At 59.6% G+C, this 20388-nt stretch carries 13 protein-coding genes and 1 pseudogene; 9 read left to right on the forward strand and 5 right to left on the reverse strand.

The annotated features are described in order from the left end of the window. The first annotated feature begins 193 nt into the window (after positions 1-193). Positions 194-475 carry a hypothetical protein gene (locus QSV46_RS22820; RefSeq protein ID WP_314957010.1) on the forward strand — a complete coding sequence of 94 codons (282 nt, stop codon included), beginning with the start codon at positions 194-196 and terminating at the stop codon, positions 473-475. Continuing rightward, positions 397-723: a hypothetical protein gene (locus QSV46_RS22825; protein WP_314957012.1), complete on the forward strand. Its 327-nt coding sequence runs from the start codon at positions 397-399 to the stop codon at positions 721-723. The genes QSV46_RS22820 and QSV46_RS22825 overlap by 79 nt, the downstream gene beginning before the upstream one ends. A gap of 936 nt (positions 724-1659) precedes the next feature. Here QSV46_RS22825 and QSV46_RS22830 read toward each other — a convergent pair. The 3 genes and pseudogenes from QSV46_RS22830 to QSV46_RS22840 all read right to left on the reverse strand — a co-directional run. Next, a pseudogene (locus QSV46_RS22830) lies at positions 1660-1947 on the reverse strand (transposase domain-containing protein); the annotation flags it as partial. Continuing rightward, complete coding sequence (locus QSV46_RS22835; RefSeq protein ID WP_314957014.1) at positions 1884-2051, reverse strand: hypothetical protein; 168 nt, start codon at positions 2049-2051, stop codon at positions 1884-1886. The pseudogene QSV46_RS22830 and the gene QSV46_RS22835, both read right to left, overlap by 64 nt. Positions 2052-3189: 1138 nt before the next feature. Continuing rightward, a complete protein-coding gene (locus QSV46_RS22840; RefSeq protein WP_314957016.1) occupies positions 3190-4308 on the reverse strand; it encodes an FAD-binding oxidoreductase in 1119 nt (372 codons plus the stop codon). A 1089-nt stretch (positions 4309-5397) separates the two neighbouring features. Here QSV46_RS22840 and aepX point away from each other — a divergent pair. The 3 genes from aepX to QSV46_RS22855 all read left to right on the forward strand — a co-directional run bounded on the left by aepX (position 5398) and on the right by QSV46_RS22855 (position 11398). Continuing rightward, entirely contained in the window at positions 5398-6258 is an 861-nt protein-coding gene (gene aepX, locus QSV46_RS22845; protein ID WP_314957401.1) for a phosphoenolpyruvate mutase, read from the forward strand. 997 nt (positions 6259-7255) lie between these two features. Then, positions 7256-8788 (forward strand): radical SAM family RiPP maturation amino acid epimerase, encoded by a 1533-nt coding sequence (locus QSV46_RS22850; protein ID WP_314957019.1) that lies wholly within the window; start codon positions 7256-7258, stop codon positions 8786-8788. Positions 8789-9421: 633 nt separating this feature from the next. Then, a complete protein-coding gene (locus QSV46_RS22855; protein WP_314957021.1) occupies positions 9422-11398 on the forward strand; it encodes a RiPP maturation radical SAM C-methyltransferase in 1977 nt (658 codons plus the stop codon). Positions 11399-12228: 830 nt separating this feature from the next. Here QSV46_RS22855 and QSV46_RS22860 read toward each other — a convergent pair. Both QSV46_RS22860 and QSV46_RS22865 read right to left on the reverse strand, forming a co-directional pair. Then, positions 12229-13614 (reverse strand): M16 family metallopeptidase, encoded by a 1386-nt coding sequence (locus QSV46_RS22860; protein ID WP_409997202.1) that lies wholly within the window; start codon positions 13612-13614, stop codon positions 12229-12231. 56 nt (positions 13615-13670) lie between these two features. Then, entirely contained in the window at positions 13671-15128 is a 1458-nt protein-coding gene (locus QSV46_RS22865; RefSeq protein WP_409997203.1) for a M16 family metallopeptidase, read from the reverse strand. A 1175-nt stretch (positions 15129-16303) separates the two neighbouring features. Between QSV46_RS22865 and tssA the strand changes: the two genes are divergently transcribed. The 4 genes from tssA to tssE are packed head-to-tail and all read left to right on the forward strand — an operon-like array spanning position 16304 to position 20384. Continuing rightward, complete coding sequence (gene tssA / locus QSV46_RS22870) at positions 16304-17938, forward strand: type VI secretion system protein TssA (RefSeq protein ID WP_314957404.1); 1635 nt, start codon at positions 16304-16306, stop codon at positions 17936-17938. Positions 17939-17976: 38 nt separating this feature from the next. Further along, positions 17977-18468: a type VI secretion system contractile sheath small subunit gene (gene tssB / locus QSV46_RS22875; RefSeq protein WP_314957026.1), complete on the forward strand. Its 492-nt coding sequence runs from the start codon at positions 17977-17979 to the stop codon at positions 18466-18468. 35 nt (positions 18469-18503) lie between these two features. Then, entirely contained in the window at positions 18504-19976 is a 1473-nt protein-coding gene (tssC, locus tag QSV46_RS22880) for a type VI secretion system contractile sheath large subunit (protein ID WP_314957028.1), read from the forward strand. Positions 19977-19988: 12 nt separating this feature from the next. After that, positions 19989-20384, forward strand: a complete 396-nt coding sequence (gene tssE / locus QSV46_RS22885; RefSeq protein WP_314957030.1) for a type VI secretion system baseplate subunit TssE — start codon at positions 19989-19991, stop codon at positions 20382-20384. Positions 20385-20388 lie beyond the last annotated feature (4 nt).

Here is a 20388-nt window from a genome sequence, read left to right on the forward strand (position 1 = left end):
CACTCAATCGCAAACGAAGAATCCACAAACAAACGTCCCGTTCCATGACCGCCAAATTCATGGAATCGATCGTCTAGGTGCCGGAGCCGGCGACCCGACAGGCCGCGTTGGACGCCTACGCCCGGGTGCTCGACGAGAACCCGAGACGAGGCTCCTGCTCCCAATCCACATCAGCCATCGGACAGGCCTCGTCATGCCGATCGCCGAGATCGTGCGCATGGCCGAGGCCAAGCACATCGGCACCATCGTCGACGCGGCCCATTCGTGGGAACAACTCGATTTCAAGGTAGGTGAGCTCAAGACCGACCTCGTTGGCTTCAACCTGCATACGGCGCGTCGCTCGGGGCGGGCTTCCTCGACATCCGGACGAACCGCCTCGCCGACGTCGACCGCGACATGGGCGACGAAGAGTTTCCGGAGACCGACATCCGCCCGCGGGTGCACACTGGCACGGTCAATTGCGCCACCGTGTTGACGGTGCCCGCGACGATCGCGCTCAACCAGGAGATCGGCGCGGCGACGAAGCAGGCCCGCCTGCGCTATCTGCGCGACTACTGGCTGCGCCGTGTGGGCGCGTTCAAGGACATCGAGATCCTGACGCCGGACAAGGCCGGCTCCTACGACGAAGCTGACAACGACGCCATCGTGGCGAAGCTCAGAGATAGTTATAAGGTGCTCTCCGTGCGCCGGGCGGGTGTCGTCAAGGGCAATGCGTCCGCCTGACGCCGGCGCTCTATACCGAGGAGGCGGATCTCGACCGCGTGGTGGAGGCGCTCGTCGTGGTCACCGGCAAGAAGGCGGGCTGAAGCGTGCCGGTCCTTGAATAAGGCCGCCGCGTCATGGCCCGGAGAAGCCCGGGTGAATCTGGGAACGACTCGGCTTTTGCCTCCAGATCCAGTTGAAGCAACTTCAACAATAGCCCGCCCCAGCAGGGCTCGAGAAGGAATATCATCCCGCCCGTGGGCTGGCGCATGTAGTCCAGGCGAAAACATGCTGGTGTTCGCAAGCACCTGCTGACGGTTGGCGGGCTTGCCGACGAATTCGGCCGCAAGCGTATTTTTCGCGGCGGCATCACACCTCTTCGTCGTAGCCTCCGGGGTGCGCTGGTTACCCTCGACCACGAATACGGGCCGTTGAAAATGCGAGCGCTATTCAGAAGAGAAATCCGAGGAGAGACGAAGCCCACGAGCAGCGCCGAGATACCACTACGGGCTCGGCTCGTTCGCTGAGATTCGTCGATTGTACCTGCGCCCGCTCGCTTGCCTCAATCATCCCGGATGATCTGCTCGTGCTCCACCGGCAGACGTGCCGGAGTATCCGTCCGAAGGACGGCCGCCGGCAGGGGGACGAGGGCTGCGCCAGCGATCGCGCTGCCTCGGCAGCCGCGGCCGCTTCGCGTGCTTGTTTCCTGCGCGACCGCGCGCTCGGTGCCTGCATCGATGGTCCGCTCGGCACGCAAGTTCGCGCTTCAATGTCGGATTGAGTGCTGCAACCGTCTCCTCGCGACGTTCGCCGACAACGGTACGATCGGCTGAGGCGCGCAGCGTCGCTGCTTCCCGTCTCTCCGCAACCGTTTCGCGTCCGTGCGCTCGATGAGCCGCTCGCGTACTTCTCGGCACACAGGAAGGCGTTCTCTCACGAGCCATAAGTCGTAAGCGCTTAGCCTAGGCCCTCTTGAAGCTGGCGTGACGCTTTGCGGAATCGCCACGGCATGAGGTCTTCGATTCTGCTATGGGGATGGCCGTCGATGATCGCTTCGAGTATTTCGGTGATGTAGGCGGCCGGGTTTGACGCCGTTGAGCTTGCAGGTAACGACGATCCCGCCAGCAAGGCCCAGTTTTCTGCCCCGATTTCATGACCGGCAAAGAGAGCATTTTTCCTGGTCAAGCAGACTGGCCGGATGGCATTCTCGAGCGGGTTGGTGTCGAGCTCGAGACGTCCGCCTTCAGCCCCTGCAAATGATTGAGGGCATAGCGGACGTCCTCGGCGAGCGTCGAACCGATCGGCCGCGTTGCAACGTCGATCTTCAGATCAGCACCGGCCGCGATCATCGTGATGCTCGCAGCACGCGGATCACCCAGGACAGCTGCTCGGCATCAATGGCCGTATCCGTCCGCAGCACGATATCACCGATCGCGATCTTAAGCTTGATTGCCGGCGCCTGACGCTCCCCCAACGCACCTCCCAGCACCAGCGGCGCGAATGTCGGCTGCGACGCCTCGCACGCCGGCACAGGCCTCGGCGTCGAAAGCGCCGTCGCCAGCCCTAGATCCGCCAGCGCGTCTCTCCATACTTGCGCGCCACGTCGGACACCTGGGCACAGGTAACAGGCTCTCGGCGAGGATCCGAGCTCTCTCCGCTTCGGAACGCACACGGCGCCTCGATGGCAGTCCAAGAACCTCCAGCCGGCTCACCGCCACTGCCGATGAGCCGTCAAAATGCGCGTCATTTTTGCTGTCCAATCCATCCCGACCTCCGTCCAAGCCGGACGCTTCTCGCACAGCTATCCAGATCCCGAAGCAAGGGTTCCGGCTAAGCGCTTACCGTAAGTCTCTGGGCGACAGGTGCCGATGCGAGCTTTTCACTACGCGCGGGGCAGGGGGCAGACCGCTCGGGCTGTTGCTGCGGCACCAGGTCATTCGTCGCTTTCCCCTGAGCGCCTAGCTCGCTGTCTGCCATCCCCCAGCAGATCGAGAAGCGAGCGCCGAACCTTTCTTGGATACGAGATCTCCGTCTGCGCACATTATGGCGGCACCATGCGGCACGTCGACGCTGTCCGGCGAGCTTGCCCGCTGGACATTCGTAGTGATACGTCATGACCAGCGCGCGCACCGTCCATAGATTCTGTGATCATCCTTCTCGGTGGCAATGTTCGATGTCGCCTGTCCGCGCTCGTCACCCAAATTGTTCGGCTGCACACTCAACGGAGCAAATCGCTCGCTGAAGCGCACCCTTTACTCGATCAAATGGGGCCGTTCACATCCGATGAATGTCTCGCCGATGCGCGGCGACTACAGGTGCGCCTTCTCCGCAACCGCACCGGCTCCACTACTCTCAAAGCACCCACAACTCCTTTGTTCAATTCGGCGTCTATGACATCATACGCACGACAAAGCGCGCGGCTCGCACCGCGACAACATAAAACGCTCAAGAGTCTCATTAGATTCCCTCAACGACTATCGGCAGGAACTACTGGATTCTTCGTATTCCGTTTTGATCTATCGGGAGATAGAAGCGCTCGGGTCGAAAGGCGCCAAGCACCTCACATGATCCTTCCCTTGCAATTTGTTTGGTGAGCAGTAGCGCGACATATGGGGCAAGCGTGACGCCTGCGTGCGTCACCGCAATGAATATCTGTGTTTGACCAGGTAGTCGCCCGACGATCGGGTAGCCATCTTTGGGGACGGGGCAGGTCCCTCTCCGCGCGGCAATGGACTCCCCAAAGGAGGGGTCTTTGAGTTCGCCCCTTACTAACGAGACATTCTCTCTGGCAGCCGTGACCTCTACACCAGAGTCGCTAAGACCCGTGGGGTCGCCGGCATTGCCGACGATGAGAGAAGAAGGCCCGTTTGCGCGGAAATGAATATGATTAGCAAAGACAACGTGCTCGATGGGAGGGCCGAAATACGGTATTTGTGTCAGCACTTTGGGCGACTCATGAACCATTGGCGCATACGCGAGATCTTCAAGCAGCGCGTTGATTCCGGTGCCGCTGGCCAGCACGACTGCATCGACAAGGTAGCAAGTACGATTAGTCCAGACCACGGCGCCTTGGTTGAGAGGCTCTATCTTTGTACATTTTTCAGAGACGCGGTGGGCTAGTCCGGTAGCGACGGCAGCGTCGATCATGCGCTTCGTGAAATAAACAGAATCGAGCCATCCCTCCTGAGGAACCCGCACAATAACTTCGGGAGCCCCCACGATGCAAAGATTGGGCTCAAGGTTCAATGCATCATTTCGTGAAAGGTACTCGACCGTCCTTCCTAGCCCCGCGGCCATACTGGCTGCCTGAAGTAACTTCTTATTCTGCGTGGAATCGGTTGACCAACGCAATGTTCCGGTTGCTCTGATGGCGTCTACCAGACCAATGGGGCGTGCAAGTTCCATGTGGTAGTCAAGGGCTTCAGACCTGAACTGCATGTAGTCCGACGTCGCCGCAGCAAAGAAGTTTAGGCACGCGAAACTTGATCCGGTCGCTCCAGAGCCGGGCACGGCGTCATCAAACAACAGTACCGTCATTTCGTTCGCGGCGAAATGAAGCGCGAGCGACGCGCCCATAATCCCCGCTCCAACAACAGCGACCAACATCGATTCCTCCTTCAGCCAGCCGGGTGCTCGCTGGAGCAGAAGCTATCGGCAAAAAGGGGCTCCGCCGCGTCGTGATCGCTCGTTCTATGTGTCTCTGCTGGCGACAAGTCAACACATCAATCGGGGGCGCTGACAGAGGAGATTGTGGTCGTTATTCCATGCCGAACACCTGCAGGTGACGTTGGCTCGACATTAATCGACTAGTCAGTGACATGCGTCTTTGATCCAGATCAACTACTAACGTTGGTAGTGGATGCAAATTGTTGCATGTCGACATAGCGTTGCAGAGTCGGGCACCAATTTCCGATACGGACATTCTGAGGTGGCACTGAGCGAGGCTCATCGCCTCATCACCCAACTTCTTGTCGTAACACCAACATGATCATCAAGTTTGTATAGGCTCCCCGTTGATTTCATCCGTTTTCGGTCGCATGATTCTCTTCTGGGACGCTCAATCTAGGATAACATCACTATTCGCGCCGCTCACAGAAGCGAGTCGACGAGTGTTCGGTTGCACTAAGTTAGGAGATTCATCCACGCGGCGCTACGGGCGCGCGCCCCTCCGACCGAGAATCACAAGGGAAACGGAATCAGTCCGCGCGAACTCTTTTCAACGATCTCCACTCGGCGGCGCTGCCATGTGGCGTTCAGCACCTTGGCGGCGGCCTTGATGCTCTCATGCGCGTCCGAGATTCACTAGCTTGAGGCCGTGCAGACCCGCCTGGCGAGCCAGCTCAGGAATGCCATCCGCGGATCGGCCGACATCCATGCCGGAGACTTCGCACCGGCCATCACTGCACGCCGATCGCGACGATCCCCGCGCCGAGACAATGCGCCCCAGCTGGCGCCTTCACGTAGGTGGCGTCGATCCACAGAGAGGGTCATCGCGCTCGACCGGACGGGCGAGGAACGTCCCGTCAACTATCAAGCATGCTAATTGATCTTGATGTCAGAAAAGGCGACTGATTGCCGAATGAAGGTTGGGCTGCTCAGTCGGGCTCCTCAACCGTCGCTCCTGGGGTGTTCGGCATGAAACGTGAACCACAATTTGTACTCGCCAACGGTCGTGATCGATGCACGCCCGCAGAAATGCTGCGTGCACAGGTCTGCTCCAATCTTGAACTCTCCGTCCTCATGGAAGCGCATGATGGCCTCTCCGCTGCGATCGCCGAGCGCGCAGGGTTCAAAGGTCTCTGGGCGTCCGGTCTTTCAATTGCTTGCTCTCTCGGCTATCGTGATGTCAACGAAACGTCATGGAGCCAACTTGTCGATGCGGTCGAGCGGATCGTGGACTCGACCAAACTGCCCGTTCTGGTTGACGGCGATGGCGGCTTCGGCAATTTCAACAATGCGCGCCTCCTCGCCCGCAAGCTCCGTCAGCGAGGTGCTGCGGGCGTTGCGCTGGAGGACAGCTGCTTTCCAAAGATGAACTCGCTCATTGGCGATCGTCATCCCCTCGCTGATATCGACGAATTCTCAGGCCGCCTGAGGGCAGTCAAGGATACAGTCGCGGAAGACTTGGTCCTCGTGGCCCGGATCGAGGCGTTGATCGCGGGGCATGGAATGGACGACGCAATTTTACGCGCTCACGCCTACGCGGACGCGGGTGCGGATGCGATCCTGATTCACTCGCGAAAGAGCAGCGCGGACGAGGTCCTTTCCTTCACGCGCACCTGGCAAAGCCGATTGCCCGTCGTGATTGTTCCAACGACGTACTATCGAACACCGGTCTCTGCCTATCGTAATGCCCGCATCTCAACAGTGATCTGGGCCAACCATTCCGTACGAGCTGCAATAGCGGCAATGCGGCAGATCTGCCATCGCATCATTGCTGAAGAAGGTGTTGCCGGTATCGAGCCCAACATTGCGACGCTCGACGACGTCTTCGAACTGTTGGGGTATGACGAACTTGCCCGCGCGGAAGCGCGCTATCTTCACCCTCCTGACTGAGGGCGATGACCTCTCATTTGCGCGCAGCCACTCAATCTCGAAGAACAACCGCCATGCAACCGGCCGCCTTCCTGGTACGCTCCACCGCATTTTTCAGTGAAGCACAGGCGTCCCCCTCCCAGAATTAGATACGTCCATATACGGGCGCGACAGCTCTTGCGCGGCTGATCCGAAACATGCTGCAGATCTACGGGCTCATTTCCCTGCACTGGGCCGCTCGGTTTGCTGTCGCCCGCGATCAAAGAACGGACGACTTTATTAGAGAGCGACAACGAAATCTTGTCCCGCATCGTGAGCCGGTTGTCGGTTCCAAACCAATGTTGTCGTGTTGACGACGTGAGATAAAGCGAAAATCAGCAATTTTCAGTCTGGCGCGTTGCTTGCTTTGTTCGCGCTGTCGGCGTCGATCGCCTGCGAAGGCTTCGTGCATAGTTTGGCAACATTAAGCGAAGACGTGGAGACTGGCTGTGTCGCGAACTGAGATAGAGCGATTCGTGAACGATCTAGGGAAAAAAGGCAATCTGCTCGAAAACGCAAAACCGAGTGCTACAGGTCTTGCATCAATTGTAGCGGTCGGAAAAAGTCACGGCTACAATTTTACTCTTGATGAAGCGAAGAGTTACACCCGGTGTCGAAGCCGACAGGAGTTGATTAGTAAGCAGCTCGATGCGACTGCCGGCGCCAATCGGATTCTAGTGTTGCGATCTCGACCGGCGTTGTGCAGGCCGTTGGGCCGGCCAGATCCGCTGCGGAGGTGCCCACGAGCGGCGTACAGGTCGGGGAAACGCACTCTAACTTCGCCTCGGCAGTCGAGCCCGTCGCTGTTGTTCTGGTTGTTGTTGTTGCGGTCGTGGCCTGACATGCCTTTCGCTCTGACCGCATTGGCCCGTGCTCAAGGAGACGAGAAGTGCGACGAGAACATGAAAGCCGGCCTCGTCCGGGGTGAGATTTGCCATTAGGCTTATAAGATGCTGCTTCAAGGTTTATCCGTAACGTGATGACGTGCGCTGCCACCGAACACTACCGACAGAGTTTTGACCGTCGCACCCCCGAGCAACTGCGCACCCTGTCGCACGTCAAGCGCTTCACGGAGCGGTTAGCCGGTGACGTGGAGTTCCGCAAGGCGCTTTCGGAGAGCGTCGACGCCCCTCGTACGGTAACAGAGCGCTACGGCATCGAAGTTGACCCAATGGAAATGTTGCCGCTCTGGCACGGAGACTACCAAAAATACCGCTTCAAGCCGGAGTCTGCCCAGTGGCCGCTGGCTACGATGTGGGACGAGCATCTGCGCGAGATGTTGCGCCATCGCGACCTCCTGCGCGACGAAGGCGAAATGTCGACGATTAACCCTCGTTTCCATGCCTGGCGCGAGCGCCAAATCCGGCGCTGCAACGACGAATTGGGCGCATCGTCGCTATCGGTCACGTACCCGATCATCGCTTTCGAGTTGAGCGAAGGCTGCAGCGTTGGTTGCTGGTTCTGTGGCCTCTCGGCCGACCGATTCAAAGGCTATTACGACTACAGCAAAGAGCAGGCAGAGCGTTGGCGTGACGTAGTTGGCGTCGCGTGCGAGGTGTTTGGTTCGGCAGCCCGCACTGGCTTCTGCTACTGGGCTACAGATCCTATGGACAACCCACACTACGATCGCTTTCTGTTCGACTACTATCGGATCACGGGCGCGTTGCCGCAGACAACGACCGTTGCGCCGCTCAAGGATCAGGCACTCACCAGACGCGTGCTCAGACTGTTCAAGCTGTATGGCACCACGCCGAATCGTTTCTCCGTGCTGAGCAAAGCACATCTCAATCAGATTCATATGACGTTTTCGCCAGAGGAGCTGCTAGGGGTGGAACTCATCCTGCAGGGTAAGGAGGCGCCGACCGCAAAGGCTTTCGCCGGACGCGCGCGCGAGCAGAGGGGGAAGCTCAGGTCCGCCATCAAAGATGATGCAATCGCGTTGCTGGAACGCGATCATACCACGATCGCGTGTGTTTCCGGCTTCCTCGTAAATATGCAGCAGGGACGTTTGCAACTGGTGACGCCGGTACCGGGGAGCGAACGCTGGCCGCTCGGTTACCGCATCTTGGGTGAACGTTTCTTCAAGACGCCTGACGAGTTCCGGGAGGGGCTGCAGAGCATGATCGACCAGTATATGCTCGAGAGCCCAGCCCCGCACCTGCCGATCCGCTTCCGCAGAGACCTGCAATACAAAGCAGGGAACCGGTACTTCCAGCTCCGCGCCCGCAACATGGAACACCGGGTGCCCGACGACGTCGCTCCGATTTCCGTTGGCGATCTCATCGCGTTCGGTAACTGCACAGCGTCGGAGCTGGTTATGCGGGTCACCACAGACGAAACGAGCGTACTTGCAGTCGCTGACTTGCTCGATCGGTTGTACGCGGCCGGGGTAATCGAAGACGACCTCGACGACCGCTTCGCCTGGCAGACCAGCAATTGGACGACGAGCCGCATCGAAGCTGCCAAATACGCAGGCTGCCGCACGGACGTAGATCATGCCGATTCGCACTGAGGTACTACGTCCAGTATCGAGGAGCTGCGGCATCTTACCATCTCGCAGTGTGGACTAGGGTGGCAAGCCATTTCGCATCCACCGTCCACGGCTTCATGGTGCGCAGAACCGACGTGAACGCAGAACCGGATCTTGGCGTGCCGGGCTCTCCTAGGCAGCTCGAACTCATTCGGTCTACCACCTGCCTGAGCTCCGCCGGATGGGCTTTGGTAGCTCCGCGCTGGACGCGACCGAAGGACTTCCGCGCTTGCGCCTTCGAGCCAAGTCCTCTTTTTTTGCACATCGGCGAGTACGACTGGAACGCTGCACGCGCTTCGTCAAGAACGGTTCGACCCGACCTGATCCTTGGCGTGGCGCCGCTTAATGTCGGGAGCGAAGCGGTGTGTCGGCCCATTCACCGCTCGGCTCTAGCCCCTCCGCTGGACTAGCGCGTTCATGCTTCCCAGTCTCCAGGCAACGAACGTGACACGGAAAACATGGCTCGAAGCGCGCCGCCTAGGGCATTCGCTGAATTAGGTGACTTCATGTTCACGGCTCCAATCACGGAGTCGCGCAGAAGTTCGCATTTCCGTCCAGCGCATGAGGCTGTGGCCGGGCGAACGCGCCTAACCTACACGGATAATGTGGGATCACATGAGTGTCGATGTGCCAATCGTCTTAGTCAACATGCCTATGTCGGCAGTCGAAAGACCGTCGTTGGCGCTTGGTCTGCTGAAGTCAGCGCTCACCCAGGCTGGGCTGCAAGCCACGATAGCATATACCAACATCTGGTTTTTGGAATACATAGGCATTGCCGACTATGGGCCTCTTGAGAGTTGCCCGCCAGAGGAAGCGCTGGTTGATTGGCTGTTCGCGGGCGTTGCGTTTCCCGACTTCGAGCCTGAAGAAAGCGCCTTCCTGGACCTTTTTTTCGAACGCAACCCGTTACACGCAGGCAAATCGTTGGCCGAGCGTCGCGCGAATCTCCTCAGGCTGCGCCCGCTAATCGGCGGGTTTATTGATTGGACGGCTGACAAGATATTGGAGCAGCGGCCGGCCATGGTCGGGTGCAGCTCGACCTTCACCCAGCATGTTCCCTCGCTCGCGTTGCTGCGCCGACTGAGCGAGCGCTCACCGGATCTTGTCACTCTCATGGGGGGCGCAAACTGCGAGTCGGTAATGGGGCGGAGCACTCACAGGCGGTTCCCATGGGTCGACTATGTCGTGTCGGGCGACGCCGACTTGCTGATCGGCCCGCTGTGTTGGGACATCCTTAATCGCGGCAGAGACATTCCGCCTGCTGACCTGCCATTTGGCGTTTTCGGTCCGGCGCATCGCGAGGCCGGTTATCCCGCTGCGTCGACGCGCGACTTAGTGCCCCGCGCAGTGATCGAGAACATGGGTGACCTGCCGCTGCCCGATTTCTCGGACTATTTTGCCGAGCTCAACGCGTCGCTCTACGCCGACCGCATCCATGCCGGGCTGCCGATGGAGTTCTCTCGAGGCTGCTGGTGGGGCGAGCGGAGCCACTGCACGTTTTGTGGGCTGAACGGCGGATCGATGACCTATCGTCAGAAACCCGCGAGGCAGGCCGCAGAGGAGATGATTGAGATGTCGGCGCGCTACGGTTCGTCGCGCATCGAAGCGGTGGACAATATTCTAGCCACTGACTACCTTAAAAAGGCGCTGCCTCGCCTCACCGCGCTACCCGAGAAGCTCGCGATCTTCTTTGAGGTCAAAGCCAACCTGAAGCGCCACGAAGTGGAGAAGCTGGCTGCCGCTGGCGTCCGCTGGATCCAACCGGGTATTGAGAGCCTGGATACCCGTGTTTTGAAGCTGATGCGCAAAGGAACGAGCTCAGCGCATAATGTCCAACTCTTGAAGTGGTGCCGTCAGCACGGTGTGCGGGTCAGTTGGAGTTTGCTGTGGGGCTTCCCCGGCGAGAGCGACGCATGGTATGCGGAAATGGCTCCTTTGCTACCGCTGCTGCATCATCTACAGCCGGGACCTGCGGTACGTTTGCGGTACCAGCGCTACAGCCCCTATCACTACGCAGCCGAGAAACATGGATTGAAGCTGCGCCCGGCCGTCTCGTATCGCTACGTCTATCCGTTGTCGGAGCGCGATCTGGCGGATCAGGTTTACTACTTCGAAGACAGTGAAGACGACGATGTCGGCGGTCATTTCGCGGCGCGCAGCGCTAATCGCCGCCCGGGGCTAAGCGCTGTCGCAAAGGGCGTCGATGCCTGGCTGAAAGCCTGGTACGAGCCGAACTTGTCTATGCTGTCGATGCGGGACAGCGGCGAGGAGATCATAGTCGAGGACACGCGAGCCATTGCAGTCGAGCGCGAACACCGGGTCAGTGGCCTCGCGCGGGAAATTATTCTGGCTGCGGACGAAGGCTCGCCTGAATCCCGCCTGCGCGAACAGCTGAGCGGGATGAATGTAATGCAGGCCGAGATTGAGGCTGCGATAGCTGACATGATCGCTCGCAAATTGATTGTGCGGCTGGACGCGCGGCTGGTTGGGCTCGCGCTCTGGCATCCCTATACGCCAATCCCTCCGATGACTGCGTTCCCTGGAGGCTATTTCGACCGACGAGCCGCGCCATTGGGTACCTCGCGAGAATGAGGAAAACTGCGGGGGCACCTCGGAGAGAGATGCTTCTTGTGAGGCGCAGACGAGATGCCAAGTATGGCGGAGCCGAGATTTCCAGCTTTTGAAAGTTTTGTCTCTGTATATTCCTCCGGACTGGCAGCACGGCGAACAGTGAGCACCGGAAGAGCTCAAGGAGGGAATGCGCTCGCACAACGGGTTGCCAAGTGTGTCTGAGCCAGAGACAAGTCTAACGCTTCGCGGCGCAAACGACTCGGCCAGCATTGGGCCGCCAAGCCTGGAGCAAGAATTTTCCTCCGGCGAAGCTGATTAGGGGGCTAGCTTCAGCACGTGTTGCGTTCAAACGACGGGTTATCGGCGCAAGCGCTGGGCCGTCTTGGCCGTCGTCGCCTCGCTCAACGAGACTGGCCAGCAGCGGGTATGCCTTGAGCGGCGCATCCGCAGTTTCCCCGGCCCCGTCGCCGAGACCGCCGGAGACACGGCGCAGTGCCGACCGCGCGCGCGTCAAGTGGTTGTTCACAACCGAAAAAACCGCACCAAATGGCGTGCCAAATCAGGCCAATCTCAACGAATCAAGACCTCTGTGTCGAGGTGCTGCTCAGCTTCTCGAAAGCCAACCTTCTAGCATTCCAACCCGGTCTCTAGATGCCGATGCCGCCTATGACTGAACTGGTGACTGCGCTCCTCGCTAACAACCTCCTTGCTGATTCCAAGGCGGCCGGCAGGCTGCGTTACATCCCCGTCGGTATTCGTCGATTCTATGCCCACAGCAACCGCTCTCCGGTTCTCACCCCGGGGCGGAGCGGAGAGCGAGGCTCGAAGCTACGCGGGGGCGTTGCCTAGAGTTAATTGGGTTTGGCCGGTATTTTGGGCGATGCCGTGGCGCCTAGCCGCTCGGCGCCTGGTGAGGAAGTCGCGGCCGATGGCACGGTGGTCGACCGGGCTGCGCCCATTGGGGAGCGGCCGACGATAATGGTGAGCAGACCCTGGCCCCACAGCCGCTGAGCGGCCCTCTTGGCGTCCTCCAACGTCACTGCATCGACGACGGCGTTATGCTGTTTGACATAGTCGATCGGCAGCTTATCAAGCTGATGCTGCAGCAGCGTTCGCGCAAACTTCGAGGAAGTGTTGAGGGCCAGCATCTGTGAGCCCCTCAGGTAAGACTTTGCATCGTCGAGTTCCTGCTGGGTCGGTCCTTCCACGGCGATTCGGCGGGCTTGATTCTCGATCTGTTCGACCATCTCGTCAGCGCGATCGGCGCGGGTGCCGCTATTGCCGACAAACATGGCGGAATGATCCATCCAGACCAAGCGCTCATGGACCGAATAGGCCAGCCCGCGCTTCTCGCGGACTTCGCGGAACAGCCGCGACGTCAGACCGGTGCCGCCGAGGATGTGGTTGACGACGTAGGCCGCCATGAAATCCGGCTCGCTGCGGCGGACGCCGGGACCGCCGAAAGTCACAACAGTCTGGGGCACATCGAGCGGAATGAAGACGCGCTGCGGCGGTTTTGCTGCGACCACGTCGGGCACCGGCGTCGACTCCGCCAGGGCGGGCAGGCCGCCAAAAGTCCTGTCAAGCAATTTGCACAGGGCCTCCGGATCGACGTCGCCGACCACCGCGATCTTGAGCGTGTCTTTTGCCATCACGCGTCGGACATAGCCCTTGAGATCCGCGACTTCGATCTTTGGCACGCTCTCGATCGTGCCTCTGGCCTCCCGAGCATAAGGATGATCGTTAAAGGCGACTTCGAGGAATTTGCGATTGGCGAGCGACGAGGGATCGGTCGAAGCATGCCGAAGGTTCGCAAGCATGCTGGCACGAATCCGTTCGACATCGGCCTCATCGAAACGCGGCGAGGTTAGTGCCATCCGTAACAGGTCGAAGGCCTCGTCCCTGTTGCCTTCGAGCGTGCGCAAGGCACCGCGGAGGTCATCGCGGGTCGATCCAAAGTTAAGTTCAATCGCGCGACGGTCGAGCCGCTCATGAAAGGTCTGGGAATCTAGATCGCCGGAGCCTTCACCGAGTAAGCCAGAAACCATGTAGCCGACGCCGGGTTTATCGGTGGGGTCTTGGGTCGCGCCGCCGCGGAATGCGTATTCCATCGCAATCAACGGGACAGTGGCGTCCTGCACGAACCAGGCTACTATACCGCAAGATGACACCAGGCGCTGGATCTTGGTCGCGCCACGCGTTCCGACCGCGGAGAGTGAACGTGGCGAGGCGAGCATCGCGGTCGAGAGCGAGGCTCCACCGGCGAAGTCCGCACGACGTGTGAAGGAATAGGTCATGATCGCTTCTCCTGGTGATTCCGCGTTGACCCTTTCATAAGATAGCCGGTCACGGAGCGCTTCTTGTCGAGCCATTTCCCAGCGGCCGCGCGCACCTGGTCGGCGGTGACGGCGCGGATGCCGTCCTGCCAGCCGCGGACTTCGTCGATGCTGAGTCCAGTCGTGAGCCCACGACCATACCAGATCGCAAGCGTTTCTTGGCTGTCCTGGGCGTAGGTTGCTTGCGCGATTAGCTGCGTCTTGACCCGCTCAAGATCCTTGGCGCGCGCGCAACTGTGCGCAATATCGGCTATCACCTCGTCGATGGCGCGCTCAATCTCCCCGAATCCGACGCCGGGTTTCGGGGTCGCAGAAATCTCGAATTGCGAAGGATCGAGCGAGGCACGCTCGTAGCTAGTCTCCGCCGTGATCGCAATCTGCTGGTCGATTACCAGCGCGCGATAAAGATGTGAGTTGGCGCCGCCACCCATCAATTGCGCGAGCACATCAAGCACTGGACTCTCGCCGGCGGCCGCGGGGTGAGCCGACGGCACGAGATAATAACGGCGCAAGGTTGGCTGCTCGACGCGGGGATCGGTCAGCGTCACGGTACGCGGCGCGGCCGGCGTCGGTTCCTGCGGTCGTAGGCGTTCCGCGGGAATTGATGGTTGCGGGGGGATGTGGCCATAATTCGTCTCCACCATCGGGCGGATCGCATTTGCGTCGACGTCACCGGCGATGATCAGGATGGCGTTGTTCGGCGCGTAAAAACGCTTGTAGAAGGCGAGCGCGTCCTCGCGATCGAACTTTTCGATTTCCTGACGCCAGCCGATCACAGGGCGGCCGTAGGGATGGTTGAGGTAAAGCGCGGCCATCATCTGCTCGGCGAGCTGCGCATCCGGCTTATTGGCGACCCCCTTATTGAGTTCCTCCAGCACCACGTCGCGCTCGGACAGCACGTTCTCCTCTTTGAGGATGAGACCCGTCATGCGGTCGGCTTCAAATTCCATCATTTTACCGAGCTGCTCGCGCGGCACGTGCTGGAAATAGCTGGTATAGTCGGTCCCGGTGAAGCCGTTCTGGTTGCCGCCGCAGCGCTGCACGGTCTGGGAGAATTCACCCGCCGGATGTTTGGATGTGCCCTTGAACATCAGGTGTTCGACGAAGTGCGCAAGCCCCGATTTGCCGGGTGGCTCGTCGGCGGAGCCGACCTTATACCAGATCATCTGCGTCGCAACGGGCGTCCGATGATCCGCAATCACCACGACCTGCAGGCCGTTCTGAAGCGTGAAGCTGGCTGGTCGATCCGACCCGACCGTGTCCCGGACAAGGACGCTTTCGTGCTCAGGAAGGTACCCAAGGTTACCATCCGCGCTATCATGCGTTTCGACCGCCAGTGCGGTGCGCGTCGTCAAATCGAAGGCACCAGCTGCGGTGCTTCCAACCTTGGCGGTTACCGAACTCAAGTTCTTCATCGCATCGCACTTTCGTTCCAGAGAGCAACGTTCGGTGATAGACAATTCCGACAAAGCGGGAAGCCGCACACCGTTTGGCAAGCGACCGAGCAAAGGCCGGGCCAACTGCCCGGCGGCCTGCGCACGGCCACGCTGCGCGCCAACTGTTTGCGCACGAAAGCGCACGGTAACTTGGCGCCAAATGGCAGAATGACAACTTGCAGCGAACGACTGCTTGGAGTGCACTTCGCCACACTAGTGTAGGACGAAGGTACCAGAATAAATTAGATTTCTCGGTAACGCGAATTAGGTTGTCGAGAATGGACCGAGTTCCCCGGCGCAGTCGCCGATAACGTTGGCAGCGTTCATCGAGTGAACCGCCTCGTCGGCAATCACCTCCTGCAATCAAGAAACGTGTTGTTCCCAAGGTCGTCATTGGATGGCGTTTTTGCAGCATAGGCGCGGCAGGTGCACATCTCGTCAAATGCGATCAAACCATCAGGGAGAATTCGTTTTTCAGATGTTCGGGATCGCCGATCCTCACATTCCTAACGGCAGGCTTCCGTCTGCCCGTTCCACGCATCAATCGCACTTGGGCACAGGCGGGATATGACGCCGGTCACGCTCACGATTCAGGGAGAGGCTCATCGGTGGGCTCAGTGCTATCACTTGAGCATTCGCGGCAGGTATTTGAGGTCTGAGGTTCACCATCTTTCATAGTCGCTCCGATACGGACGGAAGCGCACTTCAGCCATCACCCAATATTGCTGCATCTCAAGCCAGAAGTGCACTTAAAGTCGCATACCAAATGAAATGTTCCAACGACGAAACATCGTCGTCCGTGTTGAAATATCCTAGTTTCATTTTCTTGCGGAGTTTCGCGGGCGCAAGCGCGCGTGGTGCGCGTTACCTGAGCCCGAGGCTTCCTTCAGGCCAATGACTGAGCGGACCCAAGAGCGACTGCCGACGCCTCTAATGTTGGGTTTGCAACATGATGTCGGGGCCATGACGCCTCCGATTGAGAAAGTCGCTTTTGCAAATCAAACCATTGCATTTGGCACAAGACTTGAAGGGGGAATATCATCTAGCAGCGCCTGTGCAAGGAGGGGCAGTGGTGGCTTACAAGAGTGTCGCCTCTCGGCTTATTGTATGCGGCGGGTACGATGTTCACTTTCCCAGCGCCGCGATCCGTCGCAATGCGCGTATGCGTATGGTCCTGTCACGTGGTTGACTATTGGGTCGTAGTTCGAGACAACATCGATGCGCGTGCGCGCCACGGTGCTGCGCCTGTGCCAGGCCCCGCGCCCGCCGGCATGAACGTCCGTGATGCGGCCGAATTTGAGCAACTCGAAGCCGAGGTGCGGCGCATGGATGCCGACGGACCAGCTGCGGTTGATTGGAGCAAAGTCAGTACACTGTCACTCCATATCCTGTCGAACCAGTCAAAGGACATTTTGGTTGCCTGTTGGGCGAGCTATGGTTTGTTTCGGACTGGCGGATACCAGGGTCTTGCCGTCGGATTAGGGGTTTTGCGCGGCATGGTGGACGCGCATTGGGAGGGGCTCTTTCCGCCGATCAGGCGGGAACGGGCGCGGGTCGCAGCGATCGATTGGCTCTTTGGTCGCGTCGGACCAGAGGTGGCCGAGAATGCGCCAACTGAAGCCGACTATCCGGCAGTGCTCGCCGCTTATGAGGTGCTCGATGATCTCGATTGGCAATTGCGCGAGAAGCTGGTCAATGAGCAAGTCGCGTTGGGCGAGTTACTGAGTGCGCTGCAACCGCATTACGACCAAGCCAAGCGTGTGATCGCCGCGGCGGCCGAACGTGCGACTGAGGCGGCCACCCAAGCTGCCGAGCTGGCCGCGGTCGCACCGGCAGTATCCATTCTGCCGGTCAAGAGTGCTCAATCGGCAGTAGTGGAGGCATCGCTAACGGCTACTTCCGATGACGACTGGGCCGGCTTTATCGACCGGTTGCCTGATATGCTTCGGCAAGCTACGGCCGCCCGGCGCGTCACATCCCCCACAGACCCGAAGGTCTATCTGTTCGCTCGCGTCGGCTCGTGGATGCGCTTTGACGCGCTGCCGCCCGATACGGGTGGCCGCACGACAATATGTCCGCCCGCCGATAACATCGCGGCGTTAGAAGCCAAGGTGGCGACCGGTCGGCATGCCGATGTCGTGAATTTGGTCGAAGAGATCGTCTGGACCGCTCCGTTCTGGCTCGATACTCACCGGCACGCCGCCAAAGCGCTGAAGCAAATGGGGCCGCTCTTTGAGCCGGCGGCCGCGGTGGTGCGCGCTGGGTTGGCTCTCCTAGCCATTCGCTATCCGCGGATCTTCGAGCTTCAGTTCAACGACGGCCGGCCTTTTGCGGACGAGGAAACGCGTGCTTGGGTCGCCGCGGATGGTGCGGACGTGTCGCCGGGCCGTGATCCTGTCGACGTGGCGGTTGCCGAGGCATACAGGCTCATCGGCGGCGGGCAGCCGCAGGCCGCACTCGAGAAGCTGTCCCATGCGTTGAATGGCGTGAGGGGGGAACGAGCGCGGTTCGTGGGCCAGCTTGCGCAAGCACGTTTCTGCATCGAAACCGGCTTCGTCACGACCGCCATCCCGCTGCTGGAGCACATGGAAGAGGTCGTCGCCGAGCGCAACCTCGAAAGCTGGGAGCCCGAGCTCGTACTTGATGTCGCGGAATTGCGCTTTCGCGCGATGAGTTATTCCGACTCGCAGCAGATGATTGACGAGCCTCGCCGCCGCGCCGCGCTTGAGCAACTCCGAACGCGGGTCGCAGGTATCGACATCGCACGCGCGAGCCAACTTAGTGGCTAGCTGATCTTGTCAGGAACAACGTCCCAAAGGGAGCTGATATGGCACAGGAAAGCTCGGTCGCGCCGAAGGAGCGCATCAATATCCGTTTCAAGCCGGCAACCGGCAATCTCAAGGAGGACGTCGAGCTGCCGCTCAAGTTGTTGGTCGTGGGCGACTTCACCGGACGGGCCGATGACCGCCCGATTGAGGAGCGAGAGCTCGTCAATATCGACAAGGACAATTTCAACGAAGTTGTCAAAAGCCAGGAACTGACTCTCCAGATCTCCGCTGAAAATAGGCTCGACGACCAGCCCGAGGCCGGCAAGCTGTCGGTATCGCTGAAGTTTGAGAGCCTGAAGGACTTCGAACCCGAGCGTGTCGCACAGCAAATCCCTGAATTGCATGCGTTGACCGAATTGCGCGCGGCGTTAATCGCCCTGAAGAGCCCCCTCGGTAACGTGCCAAGTTTCCGCAAAGCCATCCAGAATCTGCTCGAAGACCGCGGCGCGCGGCCGCAGCTCTTGAGCGAGCTCACCAGCAAGAGCGAGTGAGCGGATCAACGAGCTGTTTCAGGAGCAAGGGCGCTATGACCGACACAAGCGCGCAGCAGCCGGCTGAAGTCGCCACCCTTTCACTGCTGGATCAGGTCCTCGTCGAAACCAGGATTACTCCGCGCGACGAGGAGTACGACCTTGCCCGCCAAGGCGTCGCAGCTTTCGTCGCCGAGCTCATCAAACCGAGCCGGGCCGACGAGCAGGTCAACAACGCGCTCGTCGATCGGATGATTGCGGAGATCGATCGCAAGATCTCGGCTCAGCTCGACGCCGTGTTGCACACAGTGGAGTTCCAGCAGCTCGAGTCGGCCTGGCGCGGGCTTAAGTTCATGGTCGACCGCACCGATTTCCGTCAGAACATTAAGGTGGAAATTCTCAGAGTCGGCAAGGACGAACTGCTGACCGATTTCGAGGATAGTCCCGAGATCGTCAAGTCCGGTCTGTACAAGCACGCCTATACCGCAGAGTACGGCCAGTTCGGCGGCCAGCCTGTCGCGGCCATGATATCGGCCTACGAATTCGGCAGTGCCAGCCAGGATGTTAAGCTCATGCGGTGTATGAGCGCGGTAGCCGCCATGTCGCATGCACCAGTCATTGCCTCTGCTGCGCCGGAAATGTTCGGCGTCGAACATCATGAACAGATCGCGGGTCTGAAGGACCTGCGATCGGTGTTCGAGGGACCAAAATACGCGAAGTGGAACTCGTTCCGCGAAAGCGAGGACGCTCGCTATTTCGGACTGACGCTGCCGCGCTTCCTGCTGCGCCTGCCCTATGGACCGGATACGGTTCCGGTGAAGACTTTCAATTACCAGGAAGCCTCAGACGGCGAAACCGACAATTACCTCTGGGGGAACGCTGCTTTTGCGTTCGCCACGCGCTTAACCGAAAGCTTCGCTAAATATCGCTGGTGCCCGAACATCATCGGCCCCCAGTCGGGTGGGGCGGTCGAGGACCTCAATCTGCATACTTATGAGGCGATGGGGCAATTGCAGACGAAGGTGCCGACGGAGGTTCTGATCTCGGACAGGCGCGAGTTCGAACTTGCCGAGCAGGGCTTCATCGCGTTGACCATGCGCAAGGGCTCAGACAATGCCGCTTTCTTCTCGGCAAATTCCGTGCAGAAGCCGAAGTATTTCGGTAACACCCCGGAAGGCAAGACGGCCGAGCTCAACTATAAGCTCGGCAGCCAGCTGCCTTACATTTTCGTGATCAATCGGTTCGCGCACTACATTAAGGTGTTGCAGCGCGAGAACATCGGCTCGTGGAAGAGCAGGGAAGAGCTGCAAAGCGAGCTGAACAACTGGATCCGCCAGTATGTCGCCGACCAGGAGAATCCGTCGGCAGAGATACGCTCGCGGCGGCCTTTGCGAAAGGCGGAGATCGTGGTCGAGGACGTAGAAGGTGAACCGGGCTGGTATCGCGTCGTCATCGCCGTCGTTCCACACTTGAAGTACATGGGCGCAGATTTTGCTTTGACCCTCAAGGGCAAGCTCGACAAGCAGTAGAGATGGTAGACGATGTTCGACCGCAGCCTTATGGAGCGCTTGGAGGACGAGACGGCGACCAATCAGGCGTCGTTCGACCGTTTCCGGGCAAGCGTCATGGAAAATTTACGTCGGGTCCTGAACTCGCGCCAGGGCTGCTGCGAAACACGGCCGGACTTCGGCATGCCCGACCTCAACGATGCGATGGGGCAAGGAGCCGACGCGGTGCGTGCGCTCGCACGTTCGCTCAAGCAGCAGATCGAGACATTTGAGCCGCGCTTGAAGAATGTTTTGATCCGCTTTCATGCTGATCCCGACAACCCGCTGCAACTGAGTTTCCACGTCAACGCGACGCTCAATTATAACGACCGGATGGAGCGGGTTGCCTTCGATGCGATCTTCGAGAAGCATGTCCAGGTGAGGGGCTGAAGCG

Origin of the sequence: Bradyrhizobium cosmicum, assembly GCF_032290525.1 — a bacterium.
Taxonomy (GTDB): domain Bacteria; phylum Pseudomonadota; class Alphaproteobacteria; order Rhizobiales; family Xanthobacteraceae; genus Bradyrhizobium; species Bradyrhizobium cosmicum_A.